16 protein-coding genes are annotated in these 18563 nt (G+C 38.1%); 11 read left to right on the top strand and 5 right to left on the bottom strand.

What is annotated here, in order from left to right; all coding sequences use genetic code 11:
- The first annotated feature begins 76 nt into the window (after window positions 1-76).
- The 6 genes from ACG9ZL_RS06905 (at window position 77) to ACG9ZL_RS06880 (ending at window position 10216) form a co-directional block, all read left to right on the top strand.
- Window positions 77-949 (top strand): ATP-binding protein, encoded by an 873-nt coding sequence (locus tag ACG9ZL_RS06905; protein ID WP_419327751.1) that lies wholly within the window; start codon window positions 77-79, stop codon window positions 947-949.
- A 479-nt stretch (window positions 950-1428) separates the two neighbouring features.
- Window positions 1429-5001, top strand: a complete 3573-nt coding sequence (gene dnaE / locus ACG9ZL_RS06900; RefSeq protein ID WP_419327750.1) for a DNA polymerase III subunit alpha — start codon at window positions 1429-1431, stop codon at window positions 4999-5001.
- Between the two features lie 41 nt (window positions 5002-5042).
- Window positions 5043-5876, top strand: coding sequence for an RNA methyltransferase (locus tag ACG9ZL_RS06895; protein WP_336954433.1), 834 nt, complete (start codon window positions 5043-5045; stop codon window positions 5874-5876).
- Window positions 5876-6700 (top strand): serine O-acetyltransferase, encoded by an 825-nt coding sequence (cysE, locus tag ACG9ZL_RS06890; protein WP_336954431.1) that lies wholly within the window; start codon window positions 5876-5878, stop codon window positions 6698-6700. The genes ACG9ZL_RS06895 and cysE overlap by 1 nt, the downstream gene beginning before the upstream one ends.
- A 475-nt stretch (window positions 6701-7175) precedes the next feature.
- Complete coding sequence (locus ACG9ZL_RS06885; protein ID WP_336954430.1) at window positions 7176-8102, top strand: ABUW_2363 family tetratricopeptide repeat lipoprotein; 927 nt, start codon at window positions 7176-7178, stop codon at window positions 8100-8102.
- Window positions 8103-8203: 101 nt separating this feature from the next.
- Entirely contained in the window at window positions 8204-10216 is a 2013-nt protein-coding gene (locus ACG9ZL_RS06880; RefSeq protein WP_336954429.1) for a lipase family alpha/beta hydrolase, read from the top strand.
- 100 nt (window positions 10217-10316) lie between these two features.
- Here the strand turns inward: ACG9ZL_RS06880 and ACG9ZL_RS06875 are convergent, their stop codons facing one another.
- Window positions 10317-10736, bottom strand: coding sequence for a GFA family protein (locus tag ACG9ZL_RS06875; RefSeq protein ID WP_419327749.1), 420 nt, complete (start codon window positions 10734-10736; stop codon window positions 10317-10319).
- 168 nt (window positions 10737-10904) lie between these two features.
- On the opposite strand from ACG9ZL_RS06875, the gene ACG9ZL_RS06870 reads away from it, so the two are divergent.
- Window positions 10905-11150 carry a hypothetical protein gene (locus ACG9ZL_RS06870; protein ID WP_336954427.1) on the top strand — a complete coding sequence of 82 codons (246 nt, stop codon included), beginning with the start codon at window positions 10905-10907 and terminating at the stop codon, window positions 11148-11150.
- Window positions 11151-11258: 108 nt separating this feature from the next.
- Entirely contained in the window at window positions 11259-11696 is a 438-nt protein-coding gene (locus tag ACG9ZL_RS06865) for a PaaI family thioesterase (protein WP_419359531.1), read from the top strand.
- A gap of 36 nt (window positions 11697-11732) precedes the next feature.
- On the opposite strand, the gene ACG9ZL_RS06860 is transcribed toward ACG9ZL_RS06865, so the two are convergent.
- A complete protein-coding gene (locus ACG9ZL_RS06860) occupies window positions 11733-12419 on the bottom strand; it encodes a hypothetical protein (RefSeq protein ID WP_419359529.1) in 687 nt (228 codons plus the stop codon).
- 160 nt (window positions 12420-12579) lie between these two features.
- Window positions 12580-13212, bottom strand: coding sequence for an HD domain-containing protein (locus ACG9ZL_RS06855; RefSeq protein WP_419359527.1), 633 nt, complete (start codon window positions 13210-13212; stop codon window positions 12580-12582).
- A 56-nt stretch (window positions 13213-13268) separates the two neighbouring features.
- On the opposite strand from ACG9ZL_RS06855, the gene ACG9ZL_RS06850 reads away from it, so the two are divergent.
- Window positions 13269-13841, top strand: a complete 573-nt coding sequence (locus ACG9ZL_RS06850) for a hypothetical protein (protein ID WP_056511990.1) — start codon at window positions 13269-13271, stop codon at window positions 13839-13841.
- 42 nt (window positions 13842-13883) lie between these two features.
- Here ACG9ZL_RS06850 and yaaA read toward each other — a convergent pair whose 3' ends face one another.
- Window positions 13884-14663 (bottom strand): peroxide stress protein YaaA, encoded by a 780-nt coding sequence (gene yaaA / locus ACG9ZL_RS06845; RefSeq protein ID WP_004719270.1) that lies wholly within the window; start codon window positions 14661-14663, stop codon window positions 13884-13886.
- Between the two features lie 124 nt (window positions 14664-14787).
- On the opposite strand from yaaA, the gene ACG9ZL_RS06840 reads away from it, so the two are divergent.
- Complete coding sequence (locus ACG9ZL_RS06840) at window positions 14788-15420, top strand: alpha/beta hydrolase (protein WP_336954423.1); 633 nt, start codon at window positions 14788-14790, stop codon at window positions 15418-15420.
- A gap of 52 nt (window positions 15421-15472) precedes the next feature.
- Here the strand turns inward: ACG9ZL_RS06840 and rtcR are convergent, their stop codons facing one another.
- Window positions 15473-17074 (bottom strand): RNA repair transcriptional activator RtcR, encoded by a 1602-nt coding sequence (gene rtcR / locus ACG9ZL_RS06835; protein ID WP_419327744.1) that lies wholly within the window; start codon window positions 17072-17074, stop codon window positions 15473-15475.
- A 271-nt stretch (window positions 17075-17345) separates the two neighbouring features.
- Between rtcR and ACG9ZL_RS06830 the strand changes: the two genes are divergently transcribed.
- Window positions 17346-18323: a ribonuclease Z gene (locus tag ACG9ZL_RS06830; RefSeq protein WP_419327743.1), complete on the top strand. Its 978-nt coding sequence runs from the start codon at window positions 17346-17348 to the stop codon at window positions 18321-18323.
- The last annotated feature ends 240 nt before the right edge of the window (window positions 18324-18563 follow it).

Raw genomic sequence — 18563 nt, 5'->3', positions numbered from 1 at the left:
CTATTGAGATTAGCTCAATAAAATTACTGTGCTAATATCAACCACACAATGTAATTTCTGAAAATAGCGAACGGATATGGCAACTTTCGACTTACCTGACAATATCATCCAAAAATTATCCACTGTTCTGGATCAGTTACATCAAGTCCTTCCTGAAAAGAAACAAGATACTGACTTTGAAGCAGTGGCTTTTAGGTGGCACGATAAACAACTCAAAGCGATTTATAACCCGAAAGCAATGCATTTGGATGATCTTAAAGGGATTGAACGGCAGAAAGCTAAAATTTTACAAAATACTGAACAATTTCTACACGGCTTACCTGCCAACGACATTTTACTGACTGGCTCACGCGGCACAGGAAAATCATCCATAGTTCGCTCTTTACTTACTCAGTATGCAGAACAAGGCTTACGTTTAATTGAAATTGAACGAGATGATTTGTCTGACTTGCCTGAAATTCAAAAAATTATTAAAGATCGACCAGAAAAGTTCATCGTTTATTGTGATGACTTGGCATTTAATGCTGAAGATGAAAATTACCGTAGTTTAAAAAGCGTTTTAGATGGCTCGCTACAATCTGGTTCAAGTAATTTTGTGATTTACGCAACCAGTAACCGTCGTCATTTATTGCCCGAATTTATGCATGAAAACACGCCTGTAACCAAAGTCGATGTGCCGCAATATAAAGAGTTGCATCCGCAAGAAGCCATCGAAGAAAAGATTTCATTATCAGATCGTTTCGGTATGTGGTTGTCTTTTTATCCAATGGATCAAAATCTTTATTTAGAAATTGTGGAACATTATTTGGCAAAAGCAGCAATGCCCTTTACTGAGGATGTTCGTGCGGAGGCTTTAAGATGGTGTCAGGCACGTGGTCAACGTTCAGGTCGTGCAGCATATCAATTCTCTAAACATTGGATTGGTTCAGAACGTTTAAAGGCATTATAAGCCCAACTTTTTTAGATATACAAAGCTCTAACTGAATAATAGTCAGGGCTTTAAATTATTCATCAAATAAATCGGTTCAATATACATGACCAAGCTAAGCGAATAGCAGACTCTCCAATAAAAGATCATATTTTTATTGGCTTAGTCATCCTAAACTTATTTATCGCACATTAAAGTGTCCCTGCGTGTTGGTCTCATCTGAACACAATCGCACGGACGAACACTGCTACTTTATTTAATCCATATGATTCAAATAAAGCTTAATTTCTTTATTCCCATGCAAAACCGCCTGCCAACATATAACTCAAACTGACTGCTGGTTAATCATGCAACTAAAAGCCAAAATTAAAAAATTCAGTATATTTAGATATATTTCAACAACTTAAATGCAAATCAATAATTCATCCAGAACATTTTATTTCAGCACATCACAGTTTAAGCGTGATAAAATAGCCGGCAGTTTCATATAGGATAGGTCTATGCAGTTTGTTCATCTTGGTATTCATACCGAATTCTCTATTACAGAATCGATCGTACGTATACCTGATCTGATTAAAGCTGCCGCATCTGATGAAATGCCTGCTTTAGCCATTACAGACCTATCCAATCTGCATGCAGCAGTTAAGTTTTACAACAAATCGCTGGGGAAAGGGATTAAACCTATTTTCGGCAGTGTAATTCGATTAAACGATGCCAACCATAAAGCAACTTTACTGGCGATGACCAATAAGGGATGGCGTGGGCTGACTGAAATTGTCTCTCGTGGCTTTATTGAAGGACAACAACTGTCGATTCCATGTGTACAAAAAGAGTGGGTGCTTGAACAGTCTCAAGACATCATTGTACTTTTGGGTCTACATAGTGATGTCGGAGAAATGCTTTGTGCAGCTTATCCTGAAAAAGCCGAACCGCTGTTAGAACAATGGATCGAAAAATTTGGCAATCGTGTTTATTTAGCATTGACGCGAACAGGTCGCCCATTAGAAGAAAGCTTCAATGAAGAAGCAGTTAAACTTGCTGCAAAATACAATATTGGTGTTGTAGCACATAATGATGTGCATTTTGTTAGACCAGAAGATTATGAAGCACATGAAGCACGCGTTTGTATCGCAGATGGATATGTTCTAGGTGATAATAAACGCCCTAAGCACTACAGCCCTGAGCAATATTTTAAAACCTCTGCTGAAATGATTAAGTTATTCGCAGATATTCCAAGTGCGATAGAAAACACCTTACAAATTGCAAAGCGTTGTACAGTTTCACTCCGTTTAGGATTCCATGATCTACCAGACTATCCGATTCCGGAAGGGCATACCATCCATTCTTACTTTGAGCATCTTTCTGAAATTGGTTTAGAAGAACGCTTAGACTTCCTTTATCCTGTTGAAACACGTGATGAAGATTGGGCTGAAATTCGTAAGCCTTATGATGAACGTCTGGCCTATGAGCTTGGCATTATCAATAAAATGGATTTCCCCGGTTACTTCCTCATCGTTATGGACTTCATTCAATGGTCTAAAAATAATGGTGTTCCTGTAGGCCCTGGTCGTGGTTCAGGTGCAGGCTCACTGGTCGCTTATAGTTTAAAAATTACCGACTTAGACCCGCTGCGTTATGACCTACTCTTCGAGCGTTTCTTAAACCCAGAACGTGTATCCATGCCCGACTTTGATATCGATTTCTGTATCGCTGGGCGTGATAAGGTCATCGATTATGTGGCACGCCATTATGGTCGTGATGCGGTTTCTCAGATTGCAACCTTCGGTACCATGGCTGCTAAAGGTGCGATTCGAGATGTAGCAAGGGTTTTAGGTAAATCTTACGGTTTGGCAGATCGTATTTCTAAAATGATTCCGACTAAACCTTTAGGTCTCACCTTAGAAGAATCTATTGAGGCTGAACCACAACTTAAAGATATCGTTACCAATCCATCCAACCCAGATTATGACGATGCTGCTGAAATCTGGGAAATGGCGCTCAAGCTTGAAGGCATTACCCGTAATACTGGTAAACACGCTGGTGGTGTGGTCATCGCACCAACCAAAATCACCGATTATTCGGCAATTTTGTGTGAAGCTGATGGTACGGGGCGGGTTGCCCAATTCGATAAAGATGATGTAGAAGCTGCAGGTTTAGTAAAATTCGACTTCTTGGGTTTACGTAACCTTACTGTAATTGAAGATGCGATTCAAAATATCAATAAGCGTATTCAATCTGATAAGCCGTTAAATATTTCAAACATTCCCTTAGACGATCCTAAATCCTATGCAGTATTTGCTGATGCAAATACCACCGCGGTATTCCAGTTTGAATCCGTGGGCATGAAAAAAATGCTTAAAGAAGCACGCCCAAGTAAATTTGAAGAAATTATTGCCTTCGTATCCTTATATCGACCGGGTCCAATGGACCTTATTCCTGACTTTATCCATCGTATGCATGGTGGGGAATTTGAATACTTACATCCGCTGTTAGAAAGTGTACTCGAACCCACTTATGGGATCATGGTATATCAGGAACAGGTGATGCAAGCCGCACAGTTCTGTGCTGGCTATACACTGGGCGGTGCAGATTTACTTCGTCGTGCGATGGGTAAAAAGAAAGTCGAGGAAATGGTCAAGCAACGTGCCACCTTTATTGAAGGTGCTGCGAAAAAAGATATTGATGAAGGTACAGCCAACCATATCTTTGACTATATGGAAAAATTCGCAGGCTATGGTTTTAACAAATCACATGCCGCTGCGTATGCTTTAGTTGCCTATCAAACGGCTTGGTTAAAAGCACATTACCCTTCTGAATTTATGGCTGCGGTCATGTCTTCGGAAATGCAAAACACTGATAACATTGTGTTTTTAATTGATGACTGTCGAATCAACAATTTAGTGGTATTACCGCCATCGGTAAATATGTCGTTCTACCAATTCTATGCCAGTGATGTAAACACCATTATTTATGGTTTAGGTGCAATTAAAGGTGTCGGCGAACAGGCCATGCAATCCGTGATTGATTCACGTGAGCAAGATGGTCCTTTTAAAGATTTATTTGATTTCTGCCACCGTGTAGATTTGAAAAAAATCAATAAAAGAACATTGGAAGCATTGATTCGCGCTGGTGCACTGGACTGTTTGGGAATTGAACGCTCAAGTTTAATGGCTCAACTTCCTGAAGCTGTCCAAGCAGCTGAACAAGCACGTTCAAATCGTGAAACGGGTATCATGGACTTATTTGGTGAAGTTGAAGAGGTTCAACGTAAGCCTGCTAAACCTGTAAAGCCTTGGTCAGATGAAGTGCGTCTAAAAGGCGAAAAAGATACACTAGGTTTATATCTGACAGGTCATCCAATTGATGTCTATCGTGCAGAATTAAAATCCTTTATTCCAAATAAAATTAATGAATTAACCCCAACTCGCCGTGGTGTAACTACTGTTTTCGCAGGTTTAGTGGTCGATATTGCCAATTTCCCAAATCGGATGATGATTACCCTTGATGACGGCACAGCACGTATCGAAGTCTCTGCAAATCATGAACGCTTCCAACGCTTTAAAGACATTATTCAAAATGAAAAAGTGGTTGTGATTGAAGGTGAAATTTATGAACGTGAAGGTTTTGACCGTCCTATGGGACGTTTGACCAAAGCATTCACTCTCAATGAAATTCGACAAAAGCGTGCCAATAGCATTGCCATAACACTGAATACTGAAGTGATGACTAAAACTTTAGCCTCGGATATTCAAAAGATCTTACTGCCCTTCTGTAATGTCGATATGTGCCAACATATCCCAATGCAGATCCAGTTAGATTACGACTATGCCACAGCTGAGTTACATTTAGGTCAACAATGGAAAGTTGCCCCATTGGATGAGTTACTTTCGAAATTACGTGATTACTTCGGTAAAGAATCTATTCATATTGAATACCAAGTCAAATCTAAAGCGGCAAAAGCCGTTGATCATCGTGGACTTGCCCAACCGACTCAAGTTGCACCGCCACCAGAAAATATGAGTATGGATGATGCAATGGATGACTATATGGCAGATGCAGGCCAATTCTCTTAACCTCCCTATTTGAATTTAAAGCTTAATATTTTGGAATATTCATGGATATTTTCGACAATGCTGTGATTTCACAGCATTTAAGTCATGTACGTATTGTCATGGTCAATACCACACTTCCTGCCAATATTGGAAGTGCTTTACGTGCGATGAAAACAATGGGCTTAACTAAACTTGTGCTTGTTGCGCCTAAAACCTACCCTCACCCAGATATAGATGCGTTGGCAGCTGGTGCAGCAGATCTGATCGAGCAAATAGAAATTGTCGACAGCTTAGAAAATGCCATTAAAGATTGCCATATTGTATTTGGAACCAGTGCGCGTAGTCGCACCATTCCGTGGCCTTTGCTTGATGCACGCCCTGCGGCTCAAAAATCAATGCAAGCGGTTATTCAACACCAGCAAGAAATCGCTATTGTCTTCGGTCGTGAAGATCGTGGTTTAACCAATGAAGAGCTTGCACTGGCAAACTTTCACGTTACAGTCCCAGTAAATAGTGATTATGGCGTGTTAAATGTCGCTCAAGCAATTCAAGTGCTGTGCTATGAAATGCGTATGGCAACGTTAGAACTGGCTGATAAGAAACTGGATACTGAAGCGATGATGCGTGTAACAGATTCAGAAGATATGCACTGGGATGAACCTTTGGTCACACACGAACAAATGGAACAGTTTTATCCGCATATTGAAAAAATGTTGGCTGAAATCGAGTTTTTAGACCCTAAAAACCCACGTTTACTGCCTTTACGCTTGCGTCGATTATTTGGGCGTATACAATTAGATAAGATGGAATATCATTTATTAAGAGGCATTTTTAGTCGAGTTCAAGCCTTAAATAATGGTACATGGAAAAAGTCAAAAGATGAGGATCAAAACTAATGCTAAAACAGCTTAAAGAAGATATCCAAGCTGTATTTGCGCGAGATCCTGCTGCGCGTAATACATTTGAAGTTTTAACCACATATCCTGGGATACATGCATTAATCATGCATCGTGTTGCCCATGAATTATGGGAAAAAGATTGTAAAACTTCAGCGCGTATTTTGTCTTCTTTTAGTCGTTTTGCAACAGGTATTGAGATTCATCCTGGCGCTAAAATAGGTAAACGCTTTTTTATCGATCATGGCATGGGTGTGGTAATTGGTGAGACAGCAGAAATTGGTGATGATGTCACCCTGTATCATGGAGTGACTTTAGGTGGCACAACATGGAATAAAGGTAAACGTCATCCTACTTTAGCTGACGGTGTTGTGGTGGGCGCAGGTGCAAAAATCCTAGGCCCTTTTGTGGTGGGTAAAAATGCTAAAGTAGGTTCAAATGCTGTGGTGACAAAAGCTGTACCGGATGGCGTCACGGCTGTAGGTAATCCTGCTCGCTTTATTAGCAAAGATAAAGAAATCATCTCAACACCTGAACCAAGTTGTCCAGAAGAAATGAGCAGTGTTATTGAAAATACAGAATTTCAAGCCTATGCAGCTGTACCAGAACAATCCGATCCTATGCTTGATGGTATGCGTGTTCTATTAGATCGCTTAGAACAAAATGAAAAGCGCCTCAATATTTTGTGCCAGCGTTTATCAATTTTAGACCCAACGTTCAATTTACAACACAATATTGAGCAGCCTTTGAGTGAAGATGAAATCAAAATCATTGAAGAAGTTAGACGTGAATGTGAGGCGCAAAACCATTCATCGAAAGCATAAGGCTGCTTGGGGTCTGTTGACAATTCGTCTACGTTTGCGACTACGTGTGTTTTTTAGGCGATACTAGGCGCGAAATATGAAATTTAGTCATTCTAAATGATGAGAAACATTGTTTCGCAAACTAACGAAGTAGCGGCAAAAAACACGCTAGTCCCCCGCTGTGCCTTGCGCTGCAAACAAAGCAGTACTTTGTTCTTGCTCAGGGTAGTGGCTAAAATTATCTCAGCCTTCGTTATGAAACTCGAAAACAGTCTCGCTATTCTCTTTGTTTCATCCCCTGCCTGCTCAATTTTAACCTACAACGCAAGCCATTTATGAAATGTCAACAGACCCAACTACTTTACAAAATGAAGTGTCAATAGACTGTAATGTATAATTTTTAATAATACGAACCAAATCAAGTTGCATGTTCAGACGTCTTTTCATAGACTGATGCCCATGCACGTTTTTTAATATAAATTAATGGAAGAAACACATGACGATTAAGCCTTTGGCATATGCATTACTCGCAGCTTCAGTACTTACGGCGTGTTCAACAACACCCATCAAGCAACAAAACAAAGTAGATGTAAACGAGCCTTTTATTTACACTGAGCCTGAATTGTCTCCTCCGTTCTATGCACTAAACCCTTTCGATTACTCTCAACCACCTGTTTTTGAGTTGGAGTTAAAAAAAGCATCGGCTCAACCTGTAAACAAACTTGAAGTTACTGATCCAGCAAATCCAAACCAAAAAATCATTTTAGATACCAATAAACTAATTGTACCTACAGTGAATAGCTCACAACGTGCTATGAAGTATGCAGTACTTGCGGAAAACAATGAAATTGACATCACTGCTATTGATGATTTCTTGCAAATGGTTGAAGGTAAAGCACGCCATTACCCACCACAATTTAGTGACCGTAAAGAGCGAAAAGGCTTTGAGGGTAAGTTAAAAGAAGTCTCTACTCAGCTTGACCAATTAGCCGCTGCACCAAATGCTTCTTTTGATATTTTGATTCGTGCATTTAAAGCAAGTATTTTGGGCCGTAACCTTGACCTTGGTTCATCTTATACAACTAAATCACTAGAATATGCTCAACGTATCCTTAAAATCAACAAAGATGATGCTGAAGCAAACTTGTGGTTTGGTTTCTCTTTATCAGAGGGTGGCGGTCAAAAAGAAGCCATCCCATATTTAGATAAAGCTATCAAACAAGGTGTTCAAGAAGCCTATTTATCTTCTGCAAATAACTTTATTGGTATGGAGCAAAAGAAAAATGCAATCCAAACCTTGAAAAATTATAAAGTGAAATACCCAGAAGAAGCTGAAGTTGCAGATCGTTTAATTGAAGAAATTGAAAAACAAGGTCGTTACAACGTTTGGCAGGTATTAAAAAATCCAGCACAGGCAAAATAAATTTATAAAATATAAAAAATAGACTGAACATTCAGTCTATTTTTTTTGTTTATCAATTGAATAAAACTCACGTATGATTCAGACAAAGATTGATCTAGTTAATGATTATGCAATACTCAAAAAACAATATTTTGCTTTGTGCTCTGGCAATTTGTCCATTGATTTTATCCGGATGCCAAGTTGTCAGTGTAAAAAATCAAAAGGTTAATGTAACTATTGCCAATGAACGTGACAGCATTTTGACACGTTCAAAAATGAGTGAAGCCAGCTTAAATGTTTTGTCAATGACTGGACGAGAAGCCAAATCATGTACAGATGAACCCGAAAAATGTGTGGCAGATTTAGCTGAAATCCCACAGATTCAAGATGAACAACTACTTTCGACCGCAAGTGAAATTTACTTAACCAAAGCAATCAATCTGGGCGACTCATCAGATTGTAAAGTCAGTCTTTTTTCTAAACATCAATCCACTGACAAGCAACAATCCTCCCAAAAAAACTATGAGCAATGTTTAGATCAGCAGATGGTGATGTTAGATAATAGCATCCGCTATAGTTATGCCTATTTATTTAAAACTGAACGCCAACCCCAAGACCGTATTTTTAATAACCGACAAGTTCAGATACGTGACTTTTATAATCAAGCATTAGCTAAACTGATTTCGACATATGCCCTAAGAAATAAAAACCAAAAAGTAGCAAAACAAATTAAAGTTGGCAAAAGCACTTATCGTATTAATTTTAATGGCTATCCTGCACTGGCTCAGATTGAACTTGAGGATCTTGTTTCGAGCTATAACTTAAACTTCTCAGGGTTACGCTCAATCAACCGTAGAGACGGTTTCGGTGCAGAATTTGTTGCAATTTTACCCAACACCACAGCACCTGAAGAAAACAAATATATTGTAAATCCATTTGATTATAAATACAAAAATGGCATGAATCCCAACATTCATCAACCACGTTATTTATCGGTCAGTATTGTAGCACAACCTGAAAATTCAAAGGAATCACTACAAAACATCTTACATAACCCAAATTTTCAACTGAATGTTTATGATCCTTATAGCATTGAAAATTTAAAAATTGGTGGCAAACAATACCCGCTTGCGGCAAACTTTTCAGCGCCCTATGGTCTATGGCTGGCTCAAAATAATTTAGGTATTGCGGCTTATCTGAGCTTAATTGATCGCGATCAAAGCCTGACTATGCCTCATTTGTATATGCTTGAACCATACAACCCAAATAAGAAAGTGATTGTTTTGGTACATGGTCTCGCCAGTAGCCCGGAAGCTTGGATTCGCTTAACTAATGATATTATGGGCGACAATGTATTACGTGAGCACTATCAAGTTTGGCAGGTCTTTTATTCCACTAATATGCCGATCTTAGAAAGCCGTTTTCAGATCAATGCCATCATTAATCAAGGTTTTGCTTCAATTAATCAAAATTCTGCTTCTGCTAAAGATGCTGTGTTGATTGGGCATAGTATGGGCGGGATTATTGCGCGCTTACTCGTCAGTGATGCCAATCTGACACAACCAGCCTTAAAGATGTTGAACAATCGTAAATTTGATAAATTTAAAGATGATCCAATGTTCAAATCTCGTTTGACTATTCAATCTATACCTAATTTTGATCGTGCTATTTTTATTTCAGCACCACATCGTGGCACTGCATTTGCTGATCGCTGGTTCACTTTAGCTGCTCGTCGAATTATTAAGTTGCCAGGTGCATTCTTGGGGGCTTTAGCTGACTCTATTGATGATCGTGATTTAAATGCAAAAAACTTTTTAAAAGATGTTGGGCATGGACTGATTCAAAATGGTCCAAGTGACTTAAGCCATAGCTCAAATTTCACCAAATTGACTGAAAACGTTATGCCGAAGAAAGACATGATCTATCACTCAATTATGGGCAATATCACCAATAGTACAGATCCTAACGTAATGACCGATGGAATCGTTCCATATACTAGTTCACATTTAGACGGTGCAGTATCTGAGAAAATTATCAAAGGTGGTCATTCGATCCAAGAGACACCTGAAGCGGTATTGGAACTTAGACGGATTTTAAGATTACATTTGACTGAACTTGGACTTTATAAACCATAAACTCAGCTTCTAAAGAAATAAAAATGCCAGTCAATCTTAAATTGGCTGGCATGGAGTTATTGGTTTTATAAAAATTTATCCGAATCAGTGAATAACGCACTTATGAATCAATGGTTCCGGCAAATAGTGCAATCACATCTGCTTCGGTTAATTTTTTTGTCTCATTGTTAAATGCATAAAATTCGGGCTTATTGTCTATAAAAATTTCCATATTAAATTTTAGTTCTTGAAGCTGTTGATCCAGAGCAAATGCATTGATATTGCAATAGCTTCGGTCTTTGGTCCGCCAAAACAAATTCGTTCCACAACAATTGCAGAACCCACGTTCGCCCCATTCAGAAGAATTATAAATACTTAAGTGATCATCTTGAGTAAACTTTAAACTACCCTGTTCTACATCAATCGTCATAATTACACCGCTCGTTTGTCTACGACAAATTGAACAATGACACGCATGAACATCATGATTTTTTAATTCAACCGTAAAAGTTGTTGCCCCACAAACACATTGCCCTTTCATAATAATTTCCTTATGTTTTATAAATTTTCAATAAAGATACTACAATGATGTAGAGAAATTATAGTGAAACAGATATTTTTTATCATACTCATGCTTTTTAATTGAAAACCTAAATGATTCACTCTAAATTAGTCAATACAACAATTTAAATATAATATTTGGAAAAGTATGCGTTATAAAATTATAGATGTTTATCAGCTCCAAAATATTCAACGGTATATTGCTAAGTGTTTAAAGACACAATCACCTCAATTCATCGTAATTGAAACTGATCAGACCTTATGTAAAGAGCTCGATATTATTGATGTCGACTTACAAGCATCTATTGCAACTTGGGCAACGGGTGAAAGAATTGATTTAAAAATCATTCATCAATCCAACCATATTGAAAAATTCTACGATTTTGAACATTAAAAAGATCAACTCAATCGTTCAAATTCAATAAAAAGTTTGACAGTAAATCCCCCAACATCATATTTTACTTTAAGTTCTCTTTTAGAACCCTATATAAAGGATAAATATATGAAACACCCAAAAGAAATGACAGGGCTTGAATTTCTACAAGCAATGGTTGCTGGACAAATTCCTAGAGCATCGATTAGTGAAACCATCCCAATGGATTTACATGAAATTTCGCATGGTCATGCAAGTTTTAAAGTCAAAGCGGACCAACGTTATTTAAATCCTTTAGGCGGCGTACATGGCGGTTTTGCAGCAACAGTTTTAGACTCAGCAACAGGTTGTGCAGTACATACCACCCTAGAAGCAGGCGTAGGTTATGGCACCATCGATTTAAATGTAAAAATGTGCCGCCCTGTACCTCAAAATAAGCAATTATTTGCTATTGGACAGTTGATTAATTTAAGTAAAAGTCTTGCCATTTCTGAAGGGAAATTGGTCGATGAAGATGGCAAATTATATGCACATGCAACAGCGACCTGTATGATTATTCGTACATAATTGACTGCTTAGAGTGCTATTTATATTGAATAGCACTTATTCAGCATTAGCCTTCGGTTCATCAACATACATCTTACCCATCTTCAACTGTTTTAGGCTCTCATCCCATTCCAAATTACGCTTACAATTGATTGCTTCTGCACGGCTAATTTCTGCCATGTTTTGCCCACAATATCCCCCACCAACTTCGACTTGAACGATAGCTTTGGCTTGATTATTGATAATCTGATAAGAAAATACCGCACTGTTAAAAATTTCTTGTATGGTTTTATGATCTTTAGATTGGTAGATCACCAGCTGATCTCCCCCATGCCCTCTAAATACACCATCTTCAACACACCGAATTGAGTCAGGTTCATAAATATATTCTGGCTGATCATCCCCAATTAAATCCACAACCGTAACAACATCTTTCATATCAACCGCTACAGCTTGCTTACAATGTTTCTGTGCATCTTTTACCTGCTGTATAAGCTCATCAGGATAACTTAACGTTTTAGATTTTCGCTCTATTTTTGCTTCAGTAATAGTTGTAGGAATTTCGACTTCAATCTCACTGCTTGCCTTTCCTGTATCAACTTTTGCACTCTCAACTTTGTCATTATCTGCTGCAATCGCAACTTTTTTCGTAGACTCTACTTGAGCTGCATTCTGAGAATTTTGCTGAGAGCAAGCACTTAAGAAAACAAGTCCTGATAAACTCAAAATATTAATGATGTTCAAAATATTTTCCTAAATATAAATAGGGTTTGATGTAAAATTTTATGTAAGGTTTAATAATGGAGTAAGTACTTAATGATATGAGATTTAACTATAAAAATGAAATCAACAAATCTATAAAAAACCGAATAATAACGATTTCTATGCTGATCTAGATTCACCTTTAAAATTTTGACAAATTTACTTTCGCATTTTGCTCAAAATGATTTCTAAAATATTCAGTCTGATATAAAGGTTGCATTTGATAAAAATGCTGTAAAACTTCTGCTCTTTTGACTTTATAGATTTCAGTATCAACCCATGCATATTCTTGTTGAATTTGCTGTTCATATTCTGCAAAACGTTCAGGGGGGCTAGCCAAAATTGCCAAATCGATATCAAGTAAATAATTTAAATCATGTTGATTAGACGGCTGATGTTCTTGTGTTGCAATGATCCATTGAGAAACTTTTTTTAAGACCGATTGCGTTAAAATACCCACACAATGCTTGTGCATTAATTGAGCACTTTGTTGCTCATTGTCTTTTGCTTGTGGATTATAAACGGCATCATGAAACCAAATTGCCAACTCAACAGCAACAGGATCATTCAATTGCGCTTTTACTTGGTGAAATAACTCAAGGCATTCGACAATATGTTGAACCGTATGATAATGACGTTGTGGCTCAGTATAAGCAGCAACAAGCAACTGCTGTAAAAAAATACACTGCTCTGTTTCGATTTCTATCTGATTCGCAAATTCAGCCCAATATTGATTGAATGGTTTGAGGTAATTTTCTGTTTTAGCTATGATCATATTTATAGAACATCTAAGACTTTATATATTAATACAACACTTTTGGCTGTTATCCCATGATCAATAAATCAAAATTTTTAGCCCCTTCTCATTTAGACAAATTTGCTTGTTATAAACACGCTGACTATTTTCAAGATCTCATTGATATTGAATGGCGAGGTCAAATACAGTCCTCCACACAAAATAAAAGATTTAAAATCAAATATTATGGAGATATTTTTGAAGAATATCAGCTCATTTGTGGGACAGACTTTGCACCAGAACTCATCTACGCGGTAGATGTAGAAAGCAATGAAGAAATTTTACTTTTTGATGGTACGCAACATGGCTATGATCCCATGTTCTGCGATGAGTTTACACATAAACAAATCACCGAAAGACCGTTAATCCATTTTTATAAAGATCAGGACAATCAGGATCAATTCGAGATCATTTTTAGTGTCTATCACAATATAGATTATGATGAAGAACTAGATGATTTTCTCAATCAAGACGGTGAAATTGAGCTTATTTCGGGGGAAATAATTTCTGTTGAGAGATTAAAATTAGATGGCTTTGATTTTGTTCAAATCAAAGCGGTAAATTCGCTTGGTCATGAATACATTATTTTTGAAAAAGAGCTGGCTTAAAGCAAGCCAACTCTCTTTCAATACATTAAACGATTGAAATACTTAAGCAACTTGCTCATCACGCTTAAATACCAGTTCACCTTTCAATGAACTCTCGGCATCGAAATAATAACCATCAGTATTAAAGGATTTAAGATCATCCATTTTTTTCAATTGATTTTGAATGATGTATCGAGCCATTAAGCCACGCGCTTTTTTAGCATAGAAGCTAATCACTTTATATTTACCATTCTTCTGATCTAAGAATACTGGTTTAATAATATCAGCCTGAATTTTTGCTTCCTTGACCGATTTATAGTATTCATCAGAAGCAATATTGACCAATAACGTTGAGCCGCTTTGTTGCAAATCCTGATTGATCAAATCGGTAATTCGATCCCCCCAAAACTCATAAAGATTATGACCACGGGTATTGGCAAGTTTTATTCCCATTTCCAAACGATACGGCATCATTAAATCAAGAGGACGTAATAAGCCATATAGGCCAGATAAGCTGCGTAAATGATCTTGCGCAAAATTGAGATCGTCTTGTGACAAACTATATGCATCCAGACCTGTATAAACATCGCCTTTAAATGCAAAAATTGCTTGTCGCGCGTTGGCAAAACTAAAGTCAGCATTCCAGTCACGAAAACGCTCCGCATTGAGATTGGCAATTTTTTCACTGACACTCATCAAACTGGCAATATCTGAAGCGGAGAGTTTACGACTTAGGTCTATAAGCTGTTGAGATTGATCCAGCAGTCTTGGTAGAGTGTGCGTATCGGTCGGGAGTGCTGACTGGTAATCGAGCGTCTTAGCAGGGGAAATTAAGGCGAGCATGGTCTTCCTGATCAAAAAATAACTAATCAAACTATAACAGTCGGGATATTTTAATTCCAATTCATGTTTTCTGTGAACAGAATCGGTAAACTATCGCACTTCCCTGCTTATGATCGTTTAAATTATGTCCGAACAACTGTTCATTCAAGGTTCGGTTGGCAAAATTGAAGTTTTTGTTGACTATCCTGTGGGCGAAGTAAAAGGTTTTGCTGTCGTTTGTCATCCTCACCCACTGCAAGGTGGTACACCTCAACATAAAGTTCCTGCTTTACTTGCACAAATCCTCTCTGAACAGGGTTGTGTGGTCTATCGCCCAAGTTTTCGTGGTTCTGGACAAAGCGATGGAATCCATGACGAAGGCTTTGCTGAAACTGAAGATATTCTAGAGGTCATTAGATACGTTAGACAATTACACAAAAGTCTACCTTTCTACGTTGGCGGTTTTAGTTTTGGTGCACATGTAATGGCAAAAGCCTATCATGCGCTACCTGATGAAATTAAACCGCAACAAGTGATCTTATGTGGTTTACCAACATCCACTGTAGATGGTCTGCGTCATTATGTTACCCCAGCCATTAAAGGCGATATCCTGTTTGTACATGGTGAAGCAGATCCGACGACTAAACTCTCTGATTTGCTTGAATGGGCAAAACCTCAGCGCCATTTAATTACAGTATTGCCAGGCGCAAACCATTTCTTTACAGGTTATTTAAAGCAGTTAAGAATCGCAATTTCGCGTTTTCTTCTTGTGCCATAAATCTGAATTTAAAAAGAATTCTAGGATAAATAAGGTGAATGAGTCACTTTATTTATCCGTTCACATCATCCCAACTCAAACCAAATTTCGCCAAATACTTTTTCACGCGATCACTGTCGTTGGTGGTTTGTCTTTGCTCGCGAGATACAGAAAATAAACGCCGTCCAGCATCGGCCATGGATTTCGATTTTTGGCAAACCTCAATCACCCCCTGCAATTGAATACGATCAAACTCATCAATCTGCGCCACTTGTTCAGCACTTAAAATTTTCATCAGTGACGATTGGGTTAAAGCCTCTTTATTTTCAGCAATATTCCAAATTTGTTGTAGTCGGCCAATCTCAGCATTTACTTCATGTAAACCAATACGCTCACCATTGGCTAAAGTCGCCATACGTGTCACGCTTGCAGTTAAATCACGAAAATTCCCTTGCCAACTGGCGTCTAAAGATTGCGCAAATTTTAAATATTTTTCTAAGGCGTCGGTATGAAAACGCAACTGCCGTTGATGCGCAACAGCAAAACGTTGTAATTCAAAGGTGATATTCGGTTCAATATCTTCTACGCGATCTTTTAAGCTCGGTAAAAAGAAGGTCCATGTATTTAAGCGAGCCCATAGATCTTCACGGAACCGCCCTGCACGGACTTCCTCACGTAAATCTCGATTGGTTCCTGCAATCAACTGAAAGTCAGCCTGAACCTCTTTATCACTTCCTACAGGAAAGAATGACTTATCCTCCAAGGCCTTGAGCAACATGGCTTGCTCATCCAACCCTAGCTCGCCGATTTCATCGAGGAATAAAATGCCATTATCCGCACTTTTCAAATAACCCGTACGTGCTGCAATAGCGCCTGTAAATGCACCTTTACTATGACCAAATAATGTCGACATCGCACTATCACCAACCAGTGTTGCGCAGTTCACATCAATAAAGCGTCCTGAAAAATGAAATTTTTCCTTTTTCAATTGATAAATTTGCTTGGCTAAATGCGACTTACCAACCCCTGTTGCACCCATAATCAAAATTGGCGCACTTGAGCGTGTTGCAACCAATTCCACTTCTTGAATCATTTGATTAAAGTTTTGGTTCTTCGTGGCAATATTGGCTTTTAACTGCTGCCAATTTTCAGATTGTTCATGTTCAAACCGCTGGGTTAATGCCGCATATCGAGATAAATCTAAATCTATAATCCGATATTCACCCTCGGGTTGTTGTTTACCTGTAGGTGCACTTTGAATGAGTTTGGCTGGTAAATAATGCGCATCAACCAGTAAATACCAACATATTTGCGCAACATGAGTACCTGTGGTGATATGTAATAAATAATGATTGTTCTCAGTATCAAAAGAATATGATTTTACAAAGTCATATAATGCACCATACATATCTGAAAAATCCCAAGGATCACGGATACACACCTTATGGCCAGTAATCTGGGTTTGCGGTGAGATTTCTAACGCATCTTGCCGCAAATGATCAATTAAGCTGACATTACGGCGATCATGTAACAAAACCAGCTCATCAATCACTAAATCTTCATGCATCAACAAACTTATGGTGGGACGCCAGCGTTGCCAGCGATCAAGTTTTTTCCCTTGATCTAAAGTAGAACCCACAAAACCAATCACGACTGTTTTTTTAAATTTTTGCATATTTCTATAAATCTATAAAATTTTATATATCTTGCTTAAAGCATAGTTTTATTTTGTCAAAAATCAAATACTGTTTATACCGTCATTTTTAATATTTTAAAAATCTCAGTTTCTCTTTTGAATATAATGCGACTATACTATTGATGTACAAAGCTTTTACTCACTTCTCCCATCACCGTCTGATTCGACACTTTTTGATGGAATCCACCCTGCTTTGTTGTAAAAACAATCATAGAAAACATTTTAAATATTCAATAGGTTTTAATTCCTCATGTTACAGTTTACATTCTTAGGGACATCCTCTGGTGTGCCCACATTAACACGCAATGTGTCAGGTTTAGCGATTCATTATTGCAAAAGCAAAGACTGGATATTGGTTGATGCAGGCGAAGGTACACAGCATCGTATTCAACAAGCAAAACTCTCTTTACAACATTTAAAAGCCATTTGCATTACGCATGTACACGGCGATCATTGTTATGGCTTGATGGGTTTACTGGCAAGTGCTGGTATGAATGCACGTAAAGATCCAATCACGCTAATTGCACCCAAAGAAATTCAGCAATGGTTAGAAGTTACCTGTCAATTCACTGAACTTTTTCTGCCTTATCCAATACATTTTATCGATGTAAATACTTTGACGAATCCCTTTCAATTGGATGAGCATATTTCCATTAACGTTCATCACTTACACCACCGTGTGACAAGTTATGCTTATGGTTTTAAAGCGACACAAACTCAGCGCAAACTCAATGTTGACGTTTTAAATCAACTCAAAATTCCAAAAGGTAAACTATGGGGTGATCTACAACAAGGTCAAAATATTGAGTGGAATGGGCAGTCCGTCTTAAGTCAAGAGGTTCTCATTCAAAACACTCAAAGTGTTTATGCCATTGTCGGTGGAGATAACGATCAGCCAGAATTACTATCGAACGCTTGTCAGGATGCAGCACTGCTGATTCATGAAACAACCTATACTCAATCGATATTAGACAAAGTAGGCGCAGGCCCAATGCACAGTTCTGCGAAAATGGTCGCTGAGTTTGCAGAATCGATTCAACTACCTAATTTAATTGCAACGCATCTCAGTGCCCGTTACCACGATGCACAAGGTGTGCAAACCATTGGTAATGAAATTGCCCAGTACTATCATGGCAATTTTTACATTGCTGATGATTTTGATCAGTATGAACTAAATATGCACGGCGAATTAACACCGTTTCGCACTGGGAAACCCTGGGAAAAGTAATTTTCCCAACTTCAATTTAACGCTATGCAATATTATTGAATCATAGATGGTCGTTCTATCGTGTGGAGATATGGATATCGCCCATTGTGTAGGAATGCTGGGTACAGGATCTATCCCTCGCCCAACATGAGCAAAACAAAGCTCAGCTTTGTTTGCAGCGCAAAGTTTGGCCTCATCTTCAAAAGGTGTGGCAGTGTAAGCTTTTTATATTCAAATAGTTTATTCCGCCATGCAATTAAT

This window comes from Acinetobacter legionensis (genome assembly GCF_048551735.1).
GTDB lineage: Bacteria > Pseudomonadota > Gammaproteobacteria > Pseudomonadales > Moraxellaceae > Acinetobacter.
The sequence above is the reverse complement of the archived record's forward strand: the minus strand, read 5'-3'. Positions and strand labels throughout refer to the sequence as shown.